Raw genomic sequence first — 22,655 nt, forward strand, 5'->3', positions numbered from 1 at the left:
GGCGCCGGCAATCGGAATACCGCCCTGCGGGTACAATAGCGGCATGTTTATCGATTCCCACTGCCACATTAATTTCCCGGAGCTGGCTGCCCGGATGCCCGAGATCCTGGCCAAGATGGCCGAGAACAAGGTGACGCACGCGCTGTGCGTCTCGGTCGACCTGCCCGACTTTCCCCAGGTGCTGGCGCTGGCCGAACAGCATCCGCACATCTTCGCTTCGGTCGGCGTCCATCCCGACTACGAAGACACGCCTGAACCGAGCGTGCAGCAGCTGGTCGAGCTGGCCAATCATCCGAAGATCGTCGCCATCGGCGAGACCGGCCTGGACTACTACCGCCTCGAGGGCGACCTCGAATGGCAGCGCGAGCGCTTCCGCACCCATATCCGCGCCTCGCGCGAGACCCGCAAACCCCTGATCATCCACACCCGCGCCGCCAGCGCCGACACCATCCGCATCATGCGGGAAGAGGGCGCCGGCCCCGAGCAGGGCGGCGTGGCCGGGGTGATGCACTGTTTCACCGAATCGCTGGAGGTGGCCCAGGCCGCCATGGCGCAGGGCTTCTATATTTCCTTCTCGGGGATCGTGACCTTCAAGAGCGCCAAGGAACTGCAGGAAGTGGCCAGGGCGGTGCCGCTGGAGCGCATGCTGATCGAGACCGATTCGCCCTACCTGGCGCCGGTGCCCTTCCGCGGCAGGATGAACGAGCCGGGCTACGTCGCCCACGTGGGGGAATTCATCGCCAAGCTCAAGGGCGTGTCGCTGCGCGAGGTCGCGGCGCAGACCAGCGAGAATTTCTTCACGCTCTTCAATACCGCCAGGGCCTGAGCCATGATCCGATCGCGCCGCGCCGTCATCAAGACTTGTCTGCTGGCAGCAGCACTCAGCTGCACAATGGCAGCGGCAGCGGCAGCGGCGACGCCCGCACAGATCGCGTCCTTCTTCCGCGCGGTGCAGCTCGATAACGTCGCGGCGGTGCGGGACATGGTCGGCAAGGAGGTCGACGCCAACGCGGTCAATCCGGTCGGCGGCGAGCCGGCGCTGGTGCTGGCGGTGCGCGAAGGCGCAATGCGCGTGTTCGACGTCTTGCTGGCCCAGCCCGGCATCGCGCTCGACGCGCAGGCCATGAACGGCAATACGGCCCTGATGATGGCGGCCTTCAAGAACAACCGGCGCGCGGCCGAGGCCCTGCTGGCCAAGGGCGCGCAGGTGAATCGCGCCGGCTGGACGCCGCTGCACTATGCCGCCGCCGGCGGCAGCGAAGACATCGCGCGCCTGCTGATCGCGCGCCAGGCCAGGCTGGACGCCGCCTCGCCGCGCGCCAGCGGCGCCTACACGCCGCTGATGATGGCGGCGCGCGAGGGCCAGCCGGCCATGGTGCGCCTGCTGCTGGAGGCGGGCGCCGACCCGGCGCCCAGGAACACCGAGGGGCTCACCGCGGCCCAGGTGGCGGAGCGCGCCGGCCGCGCCGACATCGCGGCGGCGATTGCCGGATTCAAACGCTGAGCTGTTCCCGCGTCATGTTGCATTTCCGTTGAGAACTAACCGGTAAACACCCCGCAGCTCGGCGCATCGCCGGCATGCGTGTTTGGCCATAATGCCTTCACGGTACAACGACCATGAAGAAAGACAGGCCACCCATGCTGAACGAACGCGAAATCGAAAGCTGCTACCTGGGGCAGTTCATCCCAGTGCACTACCATCACAACATGCTGATGGACCAGAACCGGATGCACAGCTTCAAGTCCGCCATCCATTACGCGGTCAAGCCCGGCGCCAAGGTCCTCGAGCTGGGCGGCGGCACCGGCGTCCTGTCCTTCTTCGCGGCGCAACAGGCCGCCAAGGTGTATTGCGTCGAGTTCAACCCCGACATGGTGCGCGAGGCGCGCAAGTTCCTGGCGATCAATCCAAACGGCCACAAGGTCGAGGTGATCCATGCCGACGCGTTCGACTACCTGCCGCCGGAGCCGGTCGACGTGGTCATCTGCGAGATGATCCACGTTGCCATGCTGCGCGAAAAGCAGGTCGAGGTGATCGAATCCTTCAAGCGCCGCTACCTGGCCAGGTTCGGCGGCCCGCTGCCGGTGTTCCTGCCCGAGGCGGTGATCATGGCGGCCCAGCCGATCGAGCAGGAATACGATTTCGAAGGCTTCCATGCGCCGATCGTGCAGTTCCAGGAGACCGGCGTGGTCTATCCGGGGACGGTCGAGCTGGGCCAGCCGGCGGTGTACAGCCTGATCGATTTCAGCCAACCGGTCGACAATGTGTTCGCCTGGGAAGGCGGCATCGTGATGGAGAAGAGCGGCACCCTCAATGCGATGCGTTTCATCACCAAGAATGTCCTGGCCATCGTGCAGGAAGAGTCGAACACCATCGACTGGCTCAACCACTACATGACGCTGCCGCTGGCCCAGCCGCTCAAGGTGGAAGCAGGCGACCTGGTGCATGTGGCCTTCCAGTACCGTGCCGGCGGGTCGATTCCCTCGCTGCAGGCCGCGCTGCGCGCGCAAGCCGTCAAGCAGCGCGTGACGGAGCAGGTGGCTGCCTTCGCCTGATCCATGACACAGCCGGCCGACGCCTCGTCGGCCGGCTGCGGCCCGCTCGGCGGCCACGCTCCGGCTCGCCATTCAGCTGCCGTATTTCCCCATCCAGCCCGCCGTTTACCCCGTCTGTCGCAGACGGATTGTCGCGTCGCTCCCGTTCCCCTACAGTGCTCCTGCCCCGTCCAACCCAAAGGAGCGAGAACAATGTTAGGTTTCCTGCTATGGTTGCTGCTGCTGTTCCTGTGCTGGCCCATTGCCCTGCTGGCCCTGGTGCTGTACCCGCTGGTCTGGCTGCTGCTGCTGCCTTTCCGGCTGCTCGGCGTCGGCGTCGAGGCCGTGTTCGAGCTGCTGCGCGCCATCGTGATGCTGCCGGCGCGGGTGCTCGGGGCATCGCCCGGACGCTGAGTCCAGCGGCCGCAGTGTCTGGCTCAGTGTGGGCCAATTAACAGACGGCAGCGTTTCGATCTTCTACTGTGGAACTGCCCGCTTTCATCGGGAAAGCGGGTTTTGACTTTGAGGAAACGACTATGCGCCTGGATATTTACCGCAGACCAGAAAACGACGGCAAGCTGTCCTACCTGGCCGTGCCGGAAGCACGCAACATCCCTGAAGAAGCCACCAACACCGACTGGGAAATCGAAGTCCGCGCCATCGAGGTGGCGGACGACGCCGACCAGATCGAGGATTACGACCTCGAGAACGTGGCCGGGCAGATCAGCGAAAAGGGGTATGCGATCACGTCGGTCCAGCACTGAGCGTTTGCGTTTCCCGACAGCCCGGCCGCTGGCCCGGCTCCCTGAGTAGTCCAGCGCCGGCGCTTCGCCTTGAAGTTGCCGGCGCAACATAGTTTCCCAGAATTACGACCCGGCCCGTCACGGCCGCGAGGTCCTTGTGGTATCCTGCGTCCCTTATCAGGCAAGCCAGCAAGGACGGAGGTCGCAATGAAATGGGTCGTGGTCGGTTTTTATTTCCTGTCGATCCTGCACATTCACTTCCGCGGCCGCGTGCGCCTGCCTTTCCGTCGCCAGTTGTTCGACCACTCGTCGTTCATGGCGCCGATTAATATCTTCATGCACAAGTTCTCGCGGGTGCCGGCGACGCCCTTCATTCCAGTAAGCGAGTTCCCCGAACTGGCGCGCCTGCAAGAGAACTGGCCGATCATCCGCGCCGAGGCAGAGAACCTGCTGGCCCTCAAGAAGATCAAGGCGGCCGAGCAGAACGACGATGCCGGCTTCAATTCCTTCTTCAAGAACGGCTGGAAGCGCTTCTACCTGAAGTGGTATGACGCCAGCCATCCTTCGGCCGAGCGCCTGTGCCCGCAGACCTATGCGCTGCTGCAGTCGATTCCCTCGGTCAAGGCCGCGATGTTCGCCGAACTGCCGCCGGGCGGCAAGCTGAACCCGCACCGCGATCCCTTCGCCGGTTCGATGCGTTACCACCTGGGCCTGGCCACGCCCAACGACGACCGCTGCTTCATCGAGGTCGACGGCGAGCGCCACAGTTGGCGCGACGGCCAGGGCGTGATCTTCGACGAAACCTTCATCCACTGGGCCATCAACGGCAGCGAGAGCGACCGCGTGATCCTGTTCTGCGACGTCGAACGGCCGATGCGCTACCGCTGGATGGGTGCGTTCAACCGCTGGTTCGGCCGCACCGTGATGACCGCCGCCGCCTCGCCCAACGAGAGCGGCGACCAGGTCGGACTGGTCAGCAAGCTGTTCCGCATCTCCTACTACTTGGGCCAGTACCGCCGCCGCTTCAAGGCCTGGAACAAGACCGCCTATAACATCACCCGGGTGGCCCTGGTGATCGGGCTGGCCGCCTTCATCTACTGGATCTGAGCGGGCGATAGCGCAGCGCGAGCACCTCGGCGCGGACGCCGGCGCCGCAGGCCGTCCCTTGTTTGCGCCATGCTCAGTCCAGCGGCGCATACTCCATTCTTCCTGACCTGGCCGCAGGGCGCAGACCCGGTTCACGGCGCCGCGCGGCTGGCGCGTGCCGCCTGTTCGCGGATCGCAGCAGAATAGGGCCTTCAACCATCATTACAGGGAGGAAGGCATGTCGAAAGTCCTGGTGTTGTACTACTCGAGCTACGGCCATATCGAACAGATGGCCAAGGCGGTCGCCGAAGGCGCGCGTGCGGCCGGCGCGACGGTGGACCTGAAGCGGGTGCCGGAAACGGTGCCCGAAGAAGTCGCGAAGAACGCCCACTACAAGCTGCAGCAGGACGCGCCGATCGCCACGGTGGACGAATTGCCGGACTACGACGCCATCATCATCGGCGCGCCCACCCGCTACGGCCGGGTGCCGGCCCAGATGGCGGCCTTCCTCGACCAGACCGGCGGGCTGTGGGCGCGCGGCGCCCTCAACGGCAAGGTCGGCGGCGCCTTCACGTCCTCCGCGACCCAGCACGGCGGCCAGGAGACGACCCTGTTCTCGATCATCACCAACCTGCTGCACTTCGGCATGACCGTGGTCGGTCTGCCGTACAGCTATGCGGGCCAGATGACGCTCGACGAGATCGTGGGCGGCAGCCCCTACGGCGCTTCCACCATCGCCGGCGGCCAGGGCCAGCGCCAGCCCAGCGAGATCGAACTGGGCGGCGCGCGCCACCAGGGCGAGCTGATCGCACGCACCGCCAACAAGTTGTTCGGCTAGGGCCAATCTGCCTGACTACATTGTCGTGACAAGGACATTCCCGGCATGGCCCGACGAACATTCGCGGTGCCGTGCCCGGCAAGAGTCAGACAGCCCCTAGGGCAAGCGCCGGCGGCGCAGGGCGGCCAACAGCGCCAGCCCGGTGCCGGCCAGCCAGATGCTGCCCGGCTCGGGGATGGGCGCGGCCGGCGCGTCGCTCGCTTCGGTACCGCCCTGCGGCGGCACCGGGAGCAGCGGCGGCGGCGGGGTCAAGGCTTGCGTGTCGGGCCCAGGCAGGGGAGCCGGCGGAGCCGCATCAACGGGCGGGGGCGCCTCGGTGCCGCCGCCGCCGGATTGCTGTGCATCGCCTGGCGACGTGGTCGGCAACAGCGCCGGGTCCGGCTCCAGCGGCGCGGTGGCGGGCGGGCCGTCGCTGCCCTCGGCGGGAACGACCGCGGGGTCGGCCAGGCCGGCCTCCGGCGCAGTTGAGCCGGAAGCGCTGCCGCTGCCCTGCGGCCCAGGCGCGCCCTCGGGCGCCGCGGCGGACTCCCCAGGGGACGTCGGCGGCGTCGCAGACGATGCGGGCGGCGACGGGCGCGTGCCCAGGCTGCTCGTCGAGGCGATCAGTCCGGCAGTGCGCAAGCGGCCCAGGTCGGCCGTGCGTGGCGCCGGCGTGTCGGCGCGCGCTGCGCTGGCGCCCCCGCCGTTGCCGAGCACCGCGACCCGCGCGCCGGCATCGCCGGGAAGTTCGTCGTTGTCTGGAAGCCAGTCCGAGACCAGCGCGTATTGCGCCGCCTCGTCCACCTCGACCGGGTTGTCGAGCTCTTCCATCGTGGGCTGGTGTGCTTCCACCGGATACCGCGGCACGTCCGAGATGCGGTTGGCGCAGCGGGTCCGCATTTCGTTGCGGCCGTCGGTCAACAGGGTCTCGCCTTCGGCCAGCATGTGCTTGCGGGCGGTCCAGTAGACCTGGTCGCCCTTGCGGTAGGAGACATGCACCGCGCGCGGCTTCGCCACCACGACCGGACGGGCCCTGGCGACATCGAAGCCGGCGTAGTGCATGGCGACCACACGGTCGCTTCGCATCACCCGCGCCAGGTCGGTGCCGCCGGTGACGCCGCCGGGGATCACCGAGTAGGGATAGATGCGGCGCAGGGCGCCCGGCCGGCCTGCATTGGCCCCGTCATTGGACTGGACATCGGACGCCGAAGGGGTGGCCGACAGCGAGGCCGCGGCGGACACCGGATCCGGTGTCCACAGGGACAGCGACAGCGTACTCGCAGCGGCCAGCGCGACGAGCGCCATGATGGCCATGCGCTTGCGTTGGCGCGCGCGCGAGGCGATTCGCCGGCTGTAAGGGTAGCTGCGGTCCATGGATCAGTTTGGTAGGATAAGTCCTACAGACTAGGCCATTTCCAATAATAAATCTATATTTCTTTAGCGGAAAATGGCCCAAGTGTTGCAGACACGCTAATCGACGCGCGCCGGCGATGAATCCGGCTTGCCACCCCCAAGCGTTTGGTCACATTTCAGGCACGCGGGCGCTGCTTGTGGAAGACCAGCGGGCTGTACGGCACCGCCGAGGGCGGCGGCTGCTTGAGGATGTTTTCCTTCATTGCGCCCACCACGTGCATCTCGCATGGCTTGCAGTCGAAGCGCAGGGTATAACGCTCGTTGCCGCTGACCAGGGTCATCGGCTCGGCCTTGACCTGGCCCTGCACGCCCTGTACCCCCTTGGCCTGCTTCGGGCACAGGTTGAACGAGAAGCGCAGGCAATGCTTGGTGATCATCAGCGACACCTCGCCCGCTTCTTCGTGGGCCTCGTAGGCCGCGTCGATCAGCTGGACGCCGTGCTTGTGATAGAAGGCGCGGGCCTGCTCGTTGTAGACGTTGGCCAGGTAGCTCAGCTGCTGCTCCGGGTAGAGCGCCGGCGGTGTGCTCGGCGGCTTGCGGCCGGGGCGTTCCCAGCTCGCCAGACGCGCCGCCTCGTGGGCGGCGACGGCATCGCGGCGCAGCGCGTTGACCGCGCTCGACGGCACGAACCACGGCTGGGACAGCTGCAGTTCCACGCTGCCGGCCTCGAACATGGTGTTGCCGAGCTTGGCGATGCTGGTGCGCAGCGCGCTTTCCGCCTGGGCCCCCTGCTGGGCCGGCTGCAGGGCGATCGCGGCGCAGGTGGACGTCTCGATGCCGTCCTCGTCGCGCATGCCAAGAACCAGGCCGTCCGGCTGTTCGGCCAGCAGCAGGTCGACGCGTACCCTGCGCTCCGAGGACTTCTTGTTCAGCGCCGATTCCCAGTGGTGGTCGCGGTTGCGGTGGACGATGGTGCCGACCTTCAGGCCGGCCAGGGTCTTGATCATCTCGTTGGGGAACACGCGCCAGCGCTGGCCACGCTCCGGGTCATGCTGGTCGTCGCCCAGCTTCTCGGCGGTGTTGGCCTGGATGCCGACCGTCTCGCGCTTGTTCATGTAGTTCAGGCCGTCGCCGTTGGCCATGGCGGCATTGGTGGCGAGTTCGATGAAGTCCGGGCCGATGCGGGTCACCGTACCCAGTTCGACGCCGATGTACTTGGGCGAGTCGAAGGCGCCGATGTCGTCCTGGCGGCCGAGCGCGAAATAGTCGGTGTGGCCGCGGTGGAAGTTCTTGTCCACGTCCGGCGTGAACAGCACGCGGGTGGCGCCGCTCGAGGCGCGCGCGAATTCCGGGCGGCGCTCGAGCAGTTCGTCCAGCAGCAGGCGGTAGTGGGCGGTGATGTTCTTCACGTAGCCCATGTCCTTGTAGCGGCCTTCGATCTTGAACGAGCGGATGCCGGCATCGACCAGGGCTTCCAGGTTGCGGCTCTGGTCGTTGTCCTTCATCGACAGCAGGTGCTTTTCGTAGGCGACCACGCGGCCCTGGCCGTCGCTCAGGGTGTAGGGCAGGCGGCAGGCCTGCGAGCAGTCGCCGCGGTTGGCGCTGCGGCCGGTGTCGGCGTGCGAGATGAAGCACTGGCCCGAGAAGGCCACGCACAGCGCGCCGTGCACGAAGTATTCGAGCGGGGTGTCCACTTCGCTCTTGATCTTGCGAATCTGCTCGACCGTGAGTTCGCGCGCCAGCACCAGTTGCGAAAAGCCGACATCGCCCAGGAACTTCGCCTTCTCCGCGGTGCGGATGTCGCATTGGGTACTGGCATGCAGCTGGATCGGCGGCAGGTCCATCTCCAGCAGGCCCATGTCCTGGATGATCAGCGCGTCCACGCCGGCCTCGTACAGCTGCCAGATCTGCTCCCGCGCCAGTTCGAGTTCGCTGTCGTGCATGATCGTGTTCATGGTCACGAAGATGCGCGCACGATAGCGGTGGGCAAATTCCACCAGGGACGCAATGTCTTCCAGCGGGTTGCTGGCATTGTGGCGCGCGCCGAAGGCCGGGCCACCGATATAGACCGCGTCGGCCCCATGGAGGATCGCCTCGCGGCCGATCTCGGCGGTTTTGGCGGGCGACAGCAGTTCGAGCTGGTGGGCGAGCAGAGACATGGCGATTTCCTGGATGCGAAGGGCGAAATTATAGCCAAATCAAGGCGTTAAGTCATTCGCGATCGCAAGACAGGGCCGGCCCGGCGGGCGGGTGTGCGGATGGACTGTGCGGATATACTGTCCGACAACATCATCGATCGTTCCGCCATGAACCCTTCTGCCGTTCCGCTGCAACTGCGTCCCGCCGAGCCGGCCGACCAGGCTTTCTTCCTGGCGTTGTACCGCTCCACCCGCGACGACCTGCTGGGTCTGGTCGCCGACCCGCGCTATATCGATGGATTGATTGCAATGCAGCAGCAGATGCAGGCGGCCGGCTATCGCAACAGCTATCCCGAGGCCCGCTACCAGGTGCTGGCCCTGGACGGCGAGCCGGTCGGCCGCCTGGTGACGGCGGCCGTGGCCGGCGCGCTGCGGGTGGTCGATATCGCGGTGCTGCCGCCGGCGCGCGGGCGCGGCGTGGCGGGCGAGGCGCTGCGCCGGCTGCAGCGGCAGGCGGCGCAGGACGGCCGCGACCTGACGCTCGCGGTGCGCAAGGACAATGCCGGCGCGCGCCGGCTGTATGCGGCGCTGGGCTTCGGCGTCGACACCGAAGACGCCTTCAGCCTGCAGCTGCGCTGGCGGGCGCCGGCCGCGGGCCGGGCGGTGTAGGCGCTCAGACCAGCCACAGGCCATGGCCCGCGAACTGGGCGTTGGCCACCTCGCCGGTTTGCAGCCACTGTCCGATCAGCTCGGCGCGGGTGTGCGATGCCAGGTAGGCTTCCCAGTAAGCCTGGCCGCCGGCGGCCCCCGCGCCCAGCCCCGAGTTGTCGTACAGCGCCTTGACGAAGGCGGCATCGTCGACGCCGTCGTAGCGCGACTTGAACTCGGCCGTCTGGGTGAAGTCGTGCACCAGTTGGTCGCCGCCGAGGTCCCTGGCCAGCCACCACTGGAAACCGCCGAGGTCGCCCGCGCGGTCGAGCACCGCCTGGTACAGCAGGCCGAGCCGGGTGAGCTGGGCCAGGTTGCCCTGCAGGAAACCCAGGTCCAGTTCGCCGTCGCCGAAAGCGCCGCGCTCGATGCCGAACAACGCGTCCACGTCGCCGTTGGCCTTGCTGTCCACTTTCAGATGGCCGGCGCTGTCGATGATGAAACGGTAGTCGGACATCGTGCCCGCATAGACGGCGGTATCGACGCCGTCGCCGCCCACCAGCACGTCGCTGCCGGCCCCGCCCTCGAGCCGGTCGTCGCCGCTGCCGGCGATCCAGCCGTTCTCCAGCCCCACCGAGCCGGTGCCGATCAGGTAGCCGTCCGCCGTATTCCATGCCAGCGCGTGCTCGGCGCTCTGGGCGAAGGCCTGCATCACCTCGGCACGGCTCATGGCCGCAGCAGCGGCGCCGCCGGCCAGTTGCGCGCTCCAGTAGTCCTGGCCGGCGCTGTCCGGTGCGCGCCCGAAGGCGTTCTGGTACAGGGCCTCGACGAAGGCCGCATCGCTCAACGCGGCGCCGCTGGTGTTGCGCCATTCGGCCGATTGCAGGAGCAGCTGCGCAATGACGCCGAGGTCGGCGCTGCCGCCGGCCCAGTAGGCCAGGCCGGCCAGGTCCGGCGCGCGGCCGAAGGCGGCATGGTACAGCAGCGACAGCGAGGACAGCATCGCCTTGTCGGCCGCCAGGAAGGACAGGCCTTCGGCCGAGCCGTCGAGCTCGGCGAGCGTCACCGACTCTGTCTGTCCCGGCGCGAACAGCGCGGTGTCGTGCTGCGCCTTCAGGGTGCCGGTGGCGTCGAGGTAGAACTGCCAGCCCCCCTGGCTGCTGCGCCCGCCTTGCAGCAGGTCGTCGCCGGCGCCGCCGGCCAGGCTGTCGCCGCCGATGCCGCCGACCACGATGTCGGCGCCGTCGCCGCCGTCGAGCCGGTCGTTGCCGCCGGCGCTGCCGATGAGGTCGTCACCGCCGCCGCCCATGAGCACGTCGTCATCCGCGCCCAGCAGGATGTTCTGGCGGGCGTCGTCGCCAACCACGTAGTTTCGGCCGGCGCCGCCGCGCAGGGTGGCGGCGCCGATGACGGCGGCAAAGTCGACGTTGTTCAGTTGCAGCACGCTGCCGCCGGGCAGCGCACTGGCGTCGAGCACCAGGCCGATGGCGGTGGCATTGCTGCCGCCGTCCACGGGCGTGGTGGAACCACCGTTGATGAGGATGGTGTGCGGCGTGCCCGACCCGGCCTGCGCCATGAGCACCACGGTCTTGCTCTCCAGCAGGGTGTTCGGGGCCAGGCTGCGCAGGAAACCGCTTCCCTGACCGCTCATCTCGGCCTGCACGCTCGACCCCACCGCGGTCTTGCTCTCGATGCGGTGGATCAGGTCGATCAGCGCCTGGCTGTTGTCGAGCAGGGCGGCCGGCCCCTCGACCTGCATGCCGGTGCCGGTCGGCAGGCTCACCAGCAGCTCGGTGCGCGCCCCGTCGGGGCCGCCCAGCCCCAGCGGGATGTCGGCCAGGTTGCCGTGGGCGGAGTTCGGGTCGTCCGGGCGGTTCGCGGTAATCACCGGTACCGTCAGCGTGCTGCCGGCCACCCCCGTGGCCGGATCGACCGGTCCGGGCTGGGACACCACCATCACACCGTCGACGGTGCTGGAGGTGGGCGGTTTCTGCGGCGGCGCGGTCCTGACCGCGTACGAGGCCGACGCCACGCTGCCGGCGCCGGGGTTGCCGGCCGCGTCCACGACGCCCGCCAGGCTGACCGTGACGACGTTGGCGGGGGCCGTGGTGTCGGCGGCCGGGGTGAAGCGCGCGCTCCAGCTGAGGCCCCCATCGCTGCTGGCGAAGGCGTCCAGGCTGCCGTTGCCGGCGCTCACCGCCGCGTTGCCGAATCCGCTCACGGCCTCGTTGAAACGCACGGTGACCAGCGCGGTTTCGCCGGCGCGCAGGTCGTTGTCCGACAGCGTCACCGTCGCGGTCGGGGCGAGCGTGTCGACCGCGTAGGTGGCGCTATCGACGCTGCCGCTGCCGGCATTGCCGGCCAGATCGGCGATGCCGGCGTAGTCCAGGGTCAGCATGTCGGCGGCACTGCTGGCGCCGGCGGTGGGCAGCAGGGTCGCGGTCCAGGTGATGCCGCCGTCGTTCGAGGCCAGGTTCGAGAGGCTGCCGTTGGGGACGCTCACGTCGTCCGTGGTGAAGCCGGCGACCGCTTCGGTGAAGCTGAAAGTGACGGTGGCGCTCTCGCCGATCCGCAGGGCGGTGTCGGAGATCGTGATGCCGGAACCCAGGGCCGGGCGCACGGTGTCGACGCTGTAGTTGGCGCTGTCGGCCGTGCCCATGCCGGCATTGCCGGCCAGATCGGCAATGCCCGCGTAGTCGAGGGTAAGCGCGTTGGCGGCGCCGCTGGCGCCGGCGGTGGGCAGCAGGGTCGCGGTCCAGGTCAGGCCGCCATCGATCGAGCTCAGGTTCGACAGGGTGCCGTTGGGGACGCTCACGTCGTCCACGGTGAAGCCCGTCACCGCTTCCGTGAAGGTGAAGGTGACGGCGGCGGTGTCGCCGAGCTTGAGCGCGGTGTCGGAGGTGGCGATGGACGAGGCCAGGCTTGGGCGGACGGTGTCGACCGCGTAATTGCCGCTGTCGACCGTGCCGCTGCCGGCATTGCCGGCCAGGTTGGCGATGCCGCTGGTGTCCAGGGTCAGTACGTTGCTGGCGGCGGTGGTAGCGGCCGCCGGGCTCAGGGTCGCGGTCCAGGTGACGCCGCCATCGATCGAACTCAGACCGCTCAGGGCGCCGCTCGGCACGCTGACGTCGGCGACCGTGAATCCGGTGACCGCTTCGTTGAAGACGAAGCTGACGGTGGCGCTGTCGCCGGCCTTGAGCGCAGTGTCGGAGATCGTGATCGGCGCGGCCAGCACCGGCACCGTGGTCTGGACCGCGTAGTTGCCGCTGCTGGCGCTGCCGCTGCCGGCATTGCCGGCCAGGTCGGCGATGCCGGCATAGTCCAGGGTCAGTACGTTGCTGGCGCTGCTGGCGCCGGAGGCGGGCTGCAAAGTAGCGGTCCAGTTGCGGCCACCGTCGCTCGAGGCCAGGTTGGACAGGCTGCCGTTGGGGACGCTCACGTCGTCGACCGTGAAGCCGCTCACTGCTTCGGTGAAGCTGAAGCTGACGGTGGCGCTCTCGCCGATGGTCAGCGTGGTGTCGGAGATCGCAATGGGCGATGCCAGGCTCGGGCGCACGGTGTCGACGCTGTAGCTGCCGCTGTCGACGCTGCCGCTGCCGGTGTTGCCCGCCAGGTCGGCGATGCCGCCATAGTTCAGGGTCAGGACATTGCTGGTGTCGCTGGTGCCGGCGGCGGGCGTCAGGGTCGCGGTCCAGGTGACGCCGCCGTCGCTCGAGGCCAGGCTTGAAAGCGTGCCGTTGGCCACGCTGACGTCGGCGGCGGTGAAGCCGGTCACCGCCTCGGTGAAGTGGAAACTCACGGTGGCGCTGCCGCCGATGGCGAGCACGGTGTCGGAGATCGCGATGCTCGAGGCCAGGCTCGGGCGCACGGTGTCGACGGCGTAGTTGCCGCTGTCGGCCGTGCCGCTGCCTGCATTGCCGGCCAGGTCGGCGATGCCGCCGTAGTTCAGGGTCAGCAGGTTGCTGCTGTCATTCACGCCGGCCGCAGGCGTCAGGGTCGCGGTCCAGGTGATGCCGCCGTCGTTTGACGCCAGGTTCGACAGCGTGCCGTTGGGAACGGTGACGTCGGCGCTGGTGAAGCCGGTCACCGCCTCGGTGAAGACGAAGGTGAGGGTGGCGCCGTCGCCGATCTTGAGGCCCGTGTCGGAGATCGAGATCGCAGTGGCGAGCAGCGGGGCGGTTTGGTCGATCGTGTACGACTGGCCGGCCGTGAAGCCGCCGGAGACGCCCTGGCTGCTGGCGTTGACGATACCGGTGCCGCTGGGATTCAGGTCGAGGCGCAGGGGGCCGTCGCCGCTGATGTTGTCGACGGTGACGGTATAGGTGCTGCCGCTGCCGCTGACGCCGGCGATCGAGCCGCTTACGCCGCTGCCCGTGAGGGTAAAGTCGCTCGCATCGACGCCGGTGACGCTTTCCGAGAAGGTGACGGTGTAGTCGACGCTGGTGGCCTGGGTGAGCGCCTGTCCGGCCCGCTCGATGGCGCTGACTGTCGGCGCCAGCGCAGCAACCAGCACTCCCGACGTCGAGCCGACGTTGTTGAGCGCCGTCGCGACGTCGTTGCCCGCTGCGTCCCTGATGGTGGCGCCGCCCAGCGCGATGCTGGCGCCGAGGGCGACACCGTTGTTGTCCGCCTGGCCGCTCGCGACCGTATAGCGGAAGCTCAGCGCGGTGCTGCCCGAGCCACCCACGTAGAACGCCTGTACCGTCCCGCCGGTGTCGAGTGTGAGCGCGAGCGCCGGCGTCCCGCCAGCCGTGTCGACCACCACCGTCTCGTTGAAGTTGACCGTGAAGTCCAGGTTCTGGCCGGTCCGGTAGGTGGCCGATGCCGGCACCGCCACCGAATTGACGGCCGGGGCAGTATGGTCGAAGGTGTAGGCTTGGCCGCCGGTATACCCGCCCGCGGCGTTGCCGCCCGCGTCGACGATACCGGTGGCGCTGCTCTTCAGGTCGAGTCTCATGGTGCCGTCGCCGGAGATCCCGTTGACCGTGACGGTGTAGGTGCTGCCGCTGCCGCTGACCGAGCCAATGCTGCCGGCCGCGGTTCCGGTGGTAGTCAGCTGGAAGTCGCCGGCGTCCACGCCGCTGACGCTGCTGTCGAAGGTGACGGTGTACTGCACAGCGCTGGCCTTGCTCGGCGTGGCGTTGGCGCGGACGATCGAGTTGACTGCCGGCGCCAGGGTGTCGAAACCGATCGACGGCGCGCTGCCGGAGCCGCCGATGTTACCGGCCAGGTCGGCGTAGCTGCCGGCCGAGACGCCGATGCTGGCCGTGCCGCCGTTGACGCCGTTGGTGGGCGTGAAGGTGGCGCTGCGCGTCAGGCCGGTGCCCGAGATGGCGCTCAGCGTGCCGCCGCTGACGATCACGTCGCCGCTGCCGCCGTTCCAGGTGAAGGTCGCGCCCGGGTCTTCGCTGAAGGTGAAGGTGATGGTCGCGGTTTCGCCGGCCTTGAGGGTGCTCTTGTCGCTGGTGATGGCCACGGCAGGCGAGCTGCGGTCGATCGTGACGTTGAGCGCAGTGCCGACCGCGCTGGTTTGTCCGCCGTTGCTGACCTGGGCGTAGGCCTGGTACACGCCGTCGCTGAGGCTCGCGGCATCGATGCCGCTCACGGTCCAGGCGCCGTTGCCGGTGGTGGCGGAACCGGTGGGGTCGGTGCCGGCATCGTAGACGCCATTGTTGTTCTTGTCGAGGAAGACGCGCACCGTGCCGCCGTTGTCGGCCGGCGCGCTGGTGCCGCTGAAGGACAACAGGGTGGCGTTGGTGATGTTGTCGCTTGTGAGGGTGCCGCTGTCGTCGAGGGGCGCCAGGTCGGGCGCGCTTGGTGGAGCAGGTGGCAGCGTGGCGCTGACGTTGGCGATCGTGATGCTCTCGAACAGCAGGTTCCATGCTTCAGCGCTGCCGGGGTTGTTCGAATAGTCCGGGTTGACGCCGATGGTCCAATTGATCGTAATGGAGGCTACGTTGTTGTCGGAGAAGGCAGCCCCCCCGTTCAGCAGCATACTCGCCTTGAACGGCGTGGTGGTCCCGGGCGAATAGGGGCCTGGCATCGTGTACGTGGAAATCGGGATGCCTAGGGTATCCTTGGTAATGATCTGCAGTGCATTGAGCGCGGAGCTTGATACGTTGTTTTGCCACTCGTACAAGGATAGCGTCAGGTCCTGGAAGCTGAAGGTCTTGGCGACCGCGCCTCCCTCGGCCTTGATGACCATGCTGGCGCTAGCGACGCCTGGACCTGAGTCGAACCAGATCGCTGTGTCCCCCGGATCGCGTGCGATGCCGTTGGAGATGACGAATTTGTCGCCGATCTTCACGAAGCCGGAGCCACCGGAATTGAATGCGCCGATGGTGTCACTGAAATCATAGGTGCCGTTCGCGGTGCCGCTCGGGGCCAGCAAGTTGCTGTAATCGCGCAGCGCGCTGCTTGAAAACGGGCCGTAGGATCCGATGCTCCCGGTCGTCCGCTCGAGCACCCAGTTGCCGCCCAAGACGACGGAGCCCGTTGCATCGGTCGATGCCGCGACGTCGGCGCCGCTGGCCCGCGCCAGTTCGGCGACGAAGGCGGCACCGTCCGTGCCGGCGCCGACGGCGCAGCCGTAGAGCAGGATATCGGCGTCCGGCGCGAGCGCGGCGCGGATCGTCGCCAGCTCGCCGGCGCGGGCCGCCAGCACCTCCGTATTCAGCTGCAGCGTGCCGAGGGAAACCATACCTTCGCTGCCATGAGACACGATGTGCAGGGCATCGATGCCACTGCGCCCCTCGAGCACCTGGGCCATTCGGGCCAGGCCATCTTCACCGGCGCCCAGGAGGTGGACTTCGGTGTCCGGCGCCAGCCCGGCCAGCAGGGTTTGATAGTCGTGAACGTCAGCCTCGATAAATACGATCGCCCGCGGCGCCGTACTCTGCGGCAGGACTTGCGGATCGGCTGGGAAGAGGAGGGGCGACATTGGCTCGGTCATGGCGGGGAGGTCGAATGTAGATGGAGATCATCCCCGGCGGCGCTGGCGCTGCCGGGAGCTGGTACGTCCGGCGGTCAAGGCCTGCTGGGGAACGTGCCTTCCAGGGAGATGATGAAACGCACTGGCAGGTAGGGTTGCATGTTGTTGTGCGGCTGGCCGCTGCCTGCCAGCCCCAGCGCCTGCGCGTGCATGGCCGTATCGGGCGTCGGATCGTAGGCCGGCGTATCGGTTTTGGCCCGGCCGGCCTTGGGCGTCTTGGCCCAGACGGCGGCGGTCGGGTCGGTGGTCGACCCCTGGTCGTCGAATGCCTGCGGCAGGTGGGTGTGGGCAGGCATCTGGGTCTGGTCCAAAGCGACGGCGGCGCTGCCGCCCACCTGGCCGACGATCCGCGGCGTCAAGCCGTTGCCGCTTCCCTGGTGCAGTGGCACGCGGCCGTTCAGGTTCGGCAGCGCGAAGGTCGTCCGGCCGTCGCCGCCGTAGATGGCGCCGATGACGGCGTACAGCACCGAGTGCTGCGCAATGCTCAGCAATTGCCCGTTGCAGTCTGCCCAGCCGTTCGGCGCGTACTGGCCGGTGAAAATGCGTACTTCTCCGATGTATGAATCCATGCTCCGGCTCTCCTTCTTATTGTCGTGGCGGGAAAATACCCGAGATGGCAATGCACAGATTGATTGCCAGGTAAGGCTGCATATTGTTGTGCGGCTGGCTGCCGCCCGCGGTGCCCAGTGCCTGCGGGGCCATCTGGACGTCGGTCGTTGCCGCGTATTCGCTGGCCAGTGCGGCCCAGGCGTTGCCGGAAGGCGAAGGCTGGGAAGGCGGCTGGCCGGAGGCAAGCGCCTGGTGGGTGTGCGCCGGGATTTCCTTGTCGATCAGCGCGTGCGTGGCGCTGCCGCCGGCCGCGCCCTGCGGATAGCCCGGACCGAAGCACAGCGGCGCCTGGCCGCGCAGGTCAGGAAGATTGAAAGTGCTGCGGCCGTCGCCGCCATAGGTCGTCCCGATGATGGCGAACAGCGCCTGGTTTTGCATGATTGGCAGGGTCTGGCCCTGACACGGCATCCAGCCGCGCGGGACCTGGCCGAATGCGAATGCGCGAATTTCACCCAGAAAGAAATCGGACATGGATAATTCTCCTCTCGTGCGCTGCTTAATTGAAGGACGGGAAGATCCCGTTCGTCGCGATGATGAAGGTCAGCGCCATGAAGGGCATCATGTTCTCGTGCGGCTGATTTCCACCGGCAACGCCGATGGCGTTCGGCTTCATTGCGACCAGGGCGGCGGCTCCGGGCTTTTCATAGGCGGTCACGATCGGGGCGGCCCAGAATCTGTTCTCGGCGTTGGCGTCGGTGCCGGGCGCCGAATTTGCATTCACGGAATGGGTATGGGCGCCCATTTCGGCAGTCGTCAGGGTCACGGTTTCGGTGCCGCCGGCCTGGCCGAGGTTATAGTTGATGCCTTGCTTGCTCACGCCAGTGCTGACGGGGACCCTGCCGCGCAGGTCGGGCAGGGCGAAATTTGTCTGGCCGTCGCCGCCATAGGTAACGCCGATCAGCGTGTACAGCGCCTCGTAACCCGAAATCGGAAGAAGTTGTCCGTTACACATCTCCCATCCTTCGGGAGCGTACGTTCCGGCGAACATGCGGATTTCCCCCACATAGCAATCGGCCATTTCTTTTCCTTTTTATAGAAGTAACGAATGCAACATATGAACCGATTCAGTCATGAACCAAATCGAGCGCTGCGAACAAAATTCTAACCATTTTTCCATGGGGAATGTAATGCGAATTGGCAATATGTGGCGTAAGGACACCGAATATTGTCGTTTTGTGGGATTGTGGAGAAATGCGCTGAATACACAGGGGTTTGGCCTCTTCCATTAGTCAGGGAACAAGGCCGCAAAACGTTATTTATGTGTAGGGGATAATGCGCGTAGAAAATCGCTCGCGCGATGCCGTGGATTCAGGCCAGAATCATTGGAGCGCTGCTGTCGGCCATCCGCTAATCTGGCGCCTTCCGCCAGAACAGGTTTTATCGCGGCGAGACGCTGCGATGCTACTTTCGGGGGGAATCGTCGGGCGCGCTCAGTCGAGATGCTCGTGGTCGGAGACGCCCTGTCGCAGGGCAGCCAGCATGCGGCCGCTCAGGGGGCATCGAGCCGGGCGAACAGCGCGGGATAGCGTAGCACCAGGCCGTCGGCGTCCAGTTCGAGCACGGCCTCGAAAGCGCCGATCGGCCCTTCGTACAGGTAGCGGCCGTCCGGCAGCGGCGTATAGGCCTGCTCCAGGCGGCTTGGCGCGAGCGCGGGAACCGGGATGTAGACCACCGCGATGCCGGTGCGTCCCAGCAGCCTGCTGCCCAGGCGCCGGATCGGCAGGGTGTTGGTGAAGGGAGTGGCGGCGATGTCGACGTCGATGCAGCCGGTCAGTTGAGGCTGGTCGGCGCCGTCGCCGTCGCGCCAGCGGCCGCTGCCGTCGCTGGTCAGGACCAGGGACTCGCCCCCGGCCGCATGCACCTCGAGCGAGCGCACGCGCCAGCCGCTGTCGCAGCAAATGCGGTAGCTGCAGCCGAACGGCCCGTCGCCGCAATCGCCAATGACGACCCCGTCGGCGACGATCACCTCGTCCCGGTGGTGCAAGCTCAGGTGTTCCAGTCCGGCGCCGTCCTCGGATCGCCAACGGTATGCGCGCAGCATGTCCGCTCCTCCATCAGGAGCTACGGTAGCACGCTGCGGGTTCCGCTGCAGGATTCGACTTGCGGGCGTTCGCTTGCTGGCGTTTGCGCACGCTGCGGCCCGCAATGGCCCGCAACGAGGGCGCTCAGTCGTTGCGTGGGTAGCGGCGGCGTTCCGTGCGGCGCCGCCGCTCGGGTTGCTCGATGGCGCGCAGCAGGATTTCGCGCGGGATGTGGCAGTTGTCCAGGTAGTCGAGGGCAAAGCGCAGGCCCCGTGTTTCCGCCAGAAACAAGGCGTACTCGGCTGTTACTGCGGTCTCTTCGTCTCGTCGTCGTTGCGGCATGTTCGCTTTCTGCGGGAGACGCCCTGGAGCTGCATCCCGCTTGTCCGGTCGGCAGAGCTTGCGCTTGCCTGGCCAGTAATCCGCACAGTAGTCCGATCTCATACCGGCTTGTTGTCAATAGTATATCGACTGCCGGGGTCCACACGCTTGATCTTGTTAGCGATTGTTACATTTAACGATTGCCGCCGCCCATGCGTTGACACGATCCGAACCTGGCGGCGCCGGCTGGCGCGGCGACGGTATTTACTGGCGCAGCAGGCGGCGGATCGTGCCCGCCAGGTCTTCGGCCGAGAACTTGGCCACGTAGGCATCGGCCTGCACGTTCTTGACGTGCTCCTCATTGGTGGTGCCCGACAGCGAAGAATGGATCACCACCGGCAAGCTGGAAAAACGCGCGCTCTTCTTGATGTTGCGGGTCAGGGTGAAGCCATCCATTTCCGGCATCTCGAGGTCGGTCAGCACCAGGGCGACCTTGTCGTGCACGCTCGCCCCTTCGGCTTCGGCGCTGGCGGCGATGCTATGGAGCTGGTCCCAGGCTTCCTTGCCGCTCTTGGCCATGATGAAGGGCAGGCCCATCGCTTCCAGGCCCTGTTCGATCAGGGCGCGCGCCACCACCGAATCGTCGGCGGCGAGCACGACCGAGCCTGGCTTGATCCTGATCTTCGCGCCGACCGTCTGCTGGTTGATCTCGGGTGCGGAATCGGGGTTCATGCTGCGCAGGATGGTCTCGACGTCGAGCACCTGCGCCAGGCGCCCGGCCTGGCCGCTCTCGTCGGGCAGGCGGGCGATGCTGGTGACCATGCCGCTGCCCGCGGCGTGCTCGGCCGACATCACCTGGTTCCAGTCCAGGCGGACGATTTCCTCTACGCTTTCGACGGCAAAGGCCTGGGTGGTTCGGGCAAATTCCGTGACCAGCATGATGTTCAGGCCGGTCTTCGGCTTGACCCCGGCGATCGCCGGCAGGTCCAGCACCTGGATGATCTGGCCGCGCAGGTTGACCACGCCCAGCACGTGCGGCATCGCGCCGGCCACGGCGGTAATCTCGGGCATCGCCACGATCTCGCGGATCTTGAACACGTTGATGCCGAACAATTCGCTACGTTCGCCGTTCTCGTCGCCGCCGAGGCGGAACAGAAGCAGTTCGAACTTGTTGGTGCCCGTCAGATTGCTGCGCTCGTCGACTTCCTGTTGAACCGATTTCATATTTCGCCGTTAAAAATAGTGCCGATAGGCAAGCATTTTACGTGCGAAACATAGCTGTGCGTAAAGACTGACGCAAGTTCCCGGTGATTTTTCACATCCCGCTTCCGGAAAACAACACATCGCCGGTTCCGACTGCTCAGCGCGCCAGTTCCGGGATGCCCGCAGTCCGGGCCGGCGTCCCGCGGTCCGGCGCGACGAAGGCCAGGCCCTCCTCGAAAGAGCGCAGGATCATGTCGACATAGGCCTCGACCAGCGCGCGCTTGGGCAACTGCTCGTCGTAGGGCAGCAGCACCGTCACCATCAGCGCTTCGGGCAGGTCGGCGCGCAGCTCGGCGACCGCGGTGCGCCAGGCCTCGAAGTTGTCCTGGCGCGGATAGGTGATGAACACGGTCGAGACCAGTTGCGGCGCGCCGCCCTCGGGGTGTGCCGACGGCGAGCCGACCACCACGCTGCGCGCGTCGACATCGCCCTCGCGCAAGGCCCGCACCAGCAGTTCGGTCAGGAACTCGTCGCGCTCGGATGGCAGGCCGGCGCACAGGACGATCGAGCCGTGCGGCACGTCGAGCGAACCCTGCCAGCGGCCGAAGCGTGCCTCGCGCATCTGGCGCAGGTGGGCGCCGATGTTCGCGTCCAGCAAGGGAACCGGCTTGCGGCGGCCGCGCGCGCCGCCGTCCGCGGCCGAGGCCACGGTGTCGGCAATGTTGGCGATCACCGCCCGCATGCGGGCTTCCTGGGCCTTGTCGATGGAGCCGGTGCCGAGGTCGGAGACCGCCATGCGCAGGCCCGGCAGCAGCACATGGTCGCAGTAGCGGGCGAAACTGTAGCGGCGCACGTAGGCGCGCGCGTCCTTGGTCAGTTCGTCGGCTTCGCCGGCCAGCACGCGCTGGTGGAAGCGTTCGGCGTCGGACATGTTCGGCGCGTCGCCCAGCAGGATGGTGATCGGCGCCAGCGCCCGCACGTGGCGCCCGGCCACCACCAGGCACAGGGTGAGCGGGGTCGACAGCAGCAGGCCGACCGGCCCCCACAGCGCGCCCCAGAACAGTGCCGAGACGATCACCGCCAGCGGCGACAGTCCCGAACTGTGTCCGTAGACCTTCGGCTCGATGAAGTTCGCCAGCACCAGCTCGAAAGCCAGGAAGATCGCCATGCAGGTGAGCGCCAGCGACCAGCCCGGGTCGATGGCGGCCACGAACACGGCGATGATGGCGCCTGCCAGCAGGACGCCCAGGTAAGGTACGAAGCGCAGCACGCCGCTGAGCACGCCCCACAGGATGGCATGCGGCACCCCGGCCAGCCAAAGCGACACGCCGATCAGGGTGCCGAAGGTGGCATTCACGATGAATTGCGAAAAGAAGAAGCGCGACACGCCCTGGGCGGCGTCGCCCAGCGTGCGGATGGTTCGGCTCACCTCGGCCTGGCCGGCCAGGCGCACCAGGCGGTCGCGCAGCGAGCCCTGCTCGAGCAGGATGAAGACCAGCAGGATCAGGACCACGCCGGCCTCGCCGATCGGCCCCCACACCAGGTTGATGACGCGTCCCAGGGTGTCCTTCATGGTGCGCGGCGTGCGCACCTCGACCGGGAGCGGCTGGTTGGGCGTGACCACCAGGTTGCCGCGGCGCACGCGCGCCGCCTCGGCCGCCGGGACCGGCGCCACCGCGCTCAGCTCGGCCTCGATGCGGGTGATCGGGCGCTCGATGAGCTCGCGCACATTGGCCACCTTGGTCTTGATCGCCTTGCGGTACTGCGGAAGGTCGCGCGTGATCGTCACCAGCTGGTCGAACAGCACCGCGCCGACCCCGCCGACGCAGGTGCCGACCACGGCCACCGACAGCAGGACCGCCGGCATGCGCGCCAGGCCGATCCGCGTCATGCTGCGCACCAGCGGCGCCAGGACCAGGCTCAGGATCAGCGCCAGCGCCAGCGGCTCGAGCACTTCACGTCCGAAATAGAGCAGGGCGACGACGCAGGTGGCGCTGACGACGGTATTCGCCGTCAGGCGCAGGGATGGTGGCTGGACATTCATGCGGAACCTGCTCGCTGGGTGGAAATGAAAACCGATTATGTATAAAGGAAAATGTCTCTTTAGCCAAGTATTTCGGCATTGACCGATTCCGCCGTCACCGCGCGGCGTCCGGGCAGTGCGGATCGACGGCGCCGGACGACGAAAAAAAA

The 22,655-nt window shown here is 67.2% G+C and carries 18 protein-coding genes; 8 read left to right on the plus strand and 10 right to left on the minus strand.

The genetic code is table 11. The features are described from left to right. Positions 1 to 43 precede the first annotated feature (43 nt). From IM543_12575 to wrbA, 7 genes are all read left to right on the plus strand, one after another. The gene (locus IM543_12575) at positions 44 to 826 is read left to right on the plus strand and encodes a TatD family hydrolase (protein ID QOY92465.1); all 783 of its coding nucleotides are present in this window, start codon (positions 44 to 46) and stop codon (positions 824 to 826) included. A 3-nt stretch (positions 827 to 829) separates the two neighbouring features. Then, positions 830 to 1,504: an ankyrin repeat domain-containing protein gene (locus tag IM543_12580; GenBank protein QOY92466.1), complete on the plus strand. Its 675-nt coding sequence runs from the start codon at positions 830 to 832 to the stop codon at positions 1,502 to 1,504. A 134-nt stretch (positions 1,505 to 1,638) separates the two neighbouring features. Further along, entirely contained in the window at positions 1,639 to 2,553 is a 915-nt protein-coding gene (locus tag IM543_12585; GenBank protein ID QOY92467.1) for a methyltransferase domain-containing protein, read from the plus strand. Between the two features lie 192 nt (positions 2,554 to 2,745). Then, on the plus strand, positions 2,746 to 2,946 hold the full coding sequence (locus IM543_12590) for a hypothetical protein (GenBank protein QOY92468.1): 201 nt from the start codon (positions 2,746 to 2,748) through the stop codon (positions 2,944 to 2,946). Positions 2,947 to 3,068: 122 nt separating this feature from the next. Next, a complete protein-coding gene (locus tag IM543_12595; GenBank protein ID QOY92469.1) occupies positions 3,069 to 3,296 on the plus strand; it encodes a hypothetical protein in 228 nt (75 codons plus the stop codon). 186 nt (positions 3,297 to 3,482) lie between these two features. After that, positions 3,483 to 4,382: a lipid A hydroxylase LpxO gene (gene lpxO, locus IM543_12600; GenBank protein ID QOY92470.1), complete on the plus strand. Its 900-nt coding sequence runs from the start codon at positions 3,483 to 3,485 to the stop codon at positions 4,380 to 4,382. A gap of 217 nt (positions 4,383 to 4,599) precedes the next feature. Further along, positions 4,600 to 5,199, plus strand: a complete 600-nt coding sequence (gene wrbA / locus IM543_12605) for an NAD(P)H:quinone oxidoreductase (protein ID QOY92471.1) — start codon at positions 4,600 to 4,602, stop codon at positions 5,197 to 5,199. 96 nt (positions 5,200 to 5,295) lie between these two features. Here the strand turns inward: wrbA and IM543_12610 are convergent, their stop codons facing one another. Beyond that, a complete protein-coding gene (locus IM543_12610) occupies positions 5,296 to 6,552 on the minus strand; it encodes a PEP-CTERM sorting domain-containing protein (protein QOY92472.1) in 1,257 nt (418 codons plus the stop codon). Positions 6,553 to 6,707: 155 nt separating this feature from the next. Beyond that, positions 6,708 to 8,690 carry a U32 family peptidase gene (locus IM543_12615; GenBank protein QOY92473.1) on the minus strand — a complete coding sequence of 661 codons (1,983 nt, stop codon included), beginning with the start codon at positions 8,688 to 8,690 and terminating at the stop codon, positions 6,708 to 6,710. 147 nt (positions 8,691 to 8,837) lie between these two features. On the opposite strand from IM543_12615, the gene IM543_12620 reads away from it, so the two are divergent. Beyond that, on the plus strand, positions 8,838 to 9,338 hold the full coding sequence (locus IM543_12620; GenBank protein ID QOY92474.1) for a GNAT family N-acetyltransferase: 501 nt from the start codon (positions 8,838 to 8,840) through the stop codon (positions 9,336 to 9,338). 4 nt (positions 9,339 to 9,342) lie between these two features. Here IM543_12620 and IM543_12625 read toward each other — a convergent pair whose 3' ends face one another. The 8 genes from IM543_12625 to IM543_12660 form a co-directional block, all read right to left on the minus strand. Beyond that, positions 9,343 to 16,257 carry a DUF4347 domain-containing protein gene (locus IM543_12625; GenBank protein ID QOY92475.1) on the minus strand — a complete coding sequence of 2,305 codons (6,915 nt, stop codon included), beginning with the start codon at positions 16,255 to 16,257 and terminating at the stop codon, positions 9,343 to 9,345. 86 nt (positions 16,258 to 16,343) lie between these two features. Further along, a complete protein-coding gene (locus tag IM543_12630) occupies positions 16,344 to 16,877 on the minus strand; it encodes a phage tail protein (protein ID QOY92476.1) in 534 nt (177 codons plus the stop codon). Between the two features lie 16 nt (positions 16,878 to 16,893). Next, on the minus strand, positions 16,894 to 17,388 hold the full coding sequence (locus IM543_12635) for a phage tail protein (GenBank protein ID QOY92477.1): 495 nt from the start codon (positions 17,386 to 17,388) through the stop codon (positions 16,894 to 16,896). 25 nt (positions 17,389 to 17,413) lie between these two features. After that, complete coding sequence (locus IM543_12640) at positions 17,414 to 17,935, minus strand: phage tail protein (GenBank protein QOY92478.1); 522 nt, start codon at positions 17,933 to 17,935, stop codon at positions 17,414 to 17,416. A gap of 471 nt (positions 17,936 to 18,406) precedes the next feature. Then, a complete protein-coding gene (locus tag IM543_12645) occupies positions 18,407 to 18,958 on the minus strand; it encodes a putative glycolipid-binding domain-containing protein (protein QOY92479.1) in 552 nt (183 codons plus the stop codon). A gap of 124 nt (positions 18,959 to 19,082) precedes the next feature. Then, positions 19,083 to 19,280, minus strand: coding sequence for a hypothetical protein (locus IM543_12650; protein QOY92480.1), 198 nt, complete (start codon positions 19,278 to 19,280; stop codon positions 19,083 to 19,085). Positions 19,281 to 19,523: 243 nt separating this feature from the next. Continuing rightward, positions 19,524 to 20,483 (minus strand): chemotaxis protein CheV, encoded by a 960-nt coding sequence (locus tag IM543_12655; GenBank protein QOY92481.1) that lies wholly within the window; start codon positions 20,481 to 20,483, stop codon positions 19,524 to 19,526. 136 nt (positions 20,484 to 20,619) lie between these two features. Then, positions 20,620 to 22,506: an AI-2E family transporter gene (locus IM543_12660; GenBank protein ID QOY92482.1), complete on the minus strand. Its 1,887-nt coding sequence runs from the start codon at positions 22,504 to 22,506 to the stop codon at positions 20,620 to 20,622. Between the last annotated feature and the right edge of the window lie 149 nt (positions 22,507 to 22,655).

Origin of the sequence: Massilia sp. UMI-21 (genome assembly GCA_015277795.1) — a bacterium.
Classification (GTDB): Bacteria; Pseudomonadota; Gammaproteobacteria; order Burkholderiales; family Burkholderiaceae_D; genus Telluria.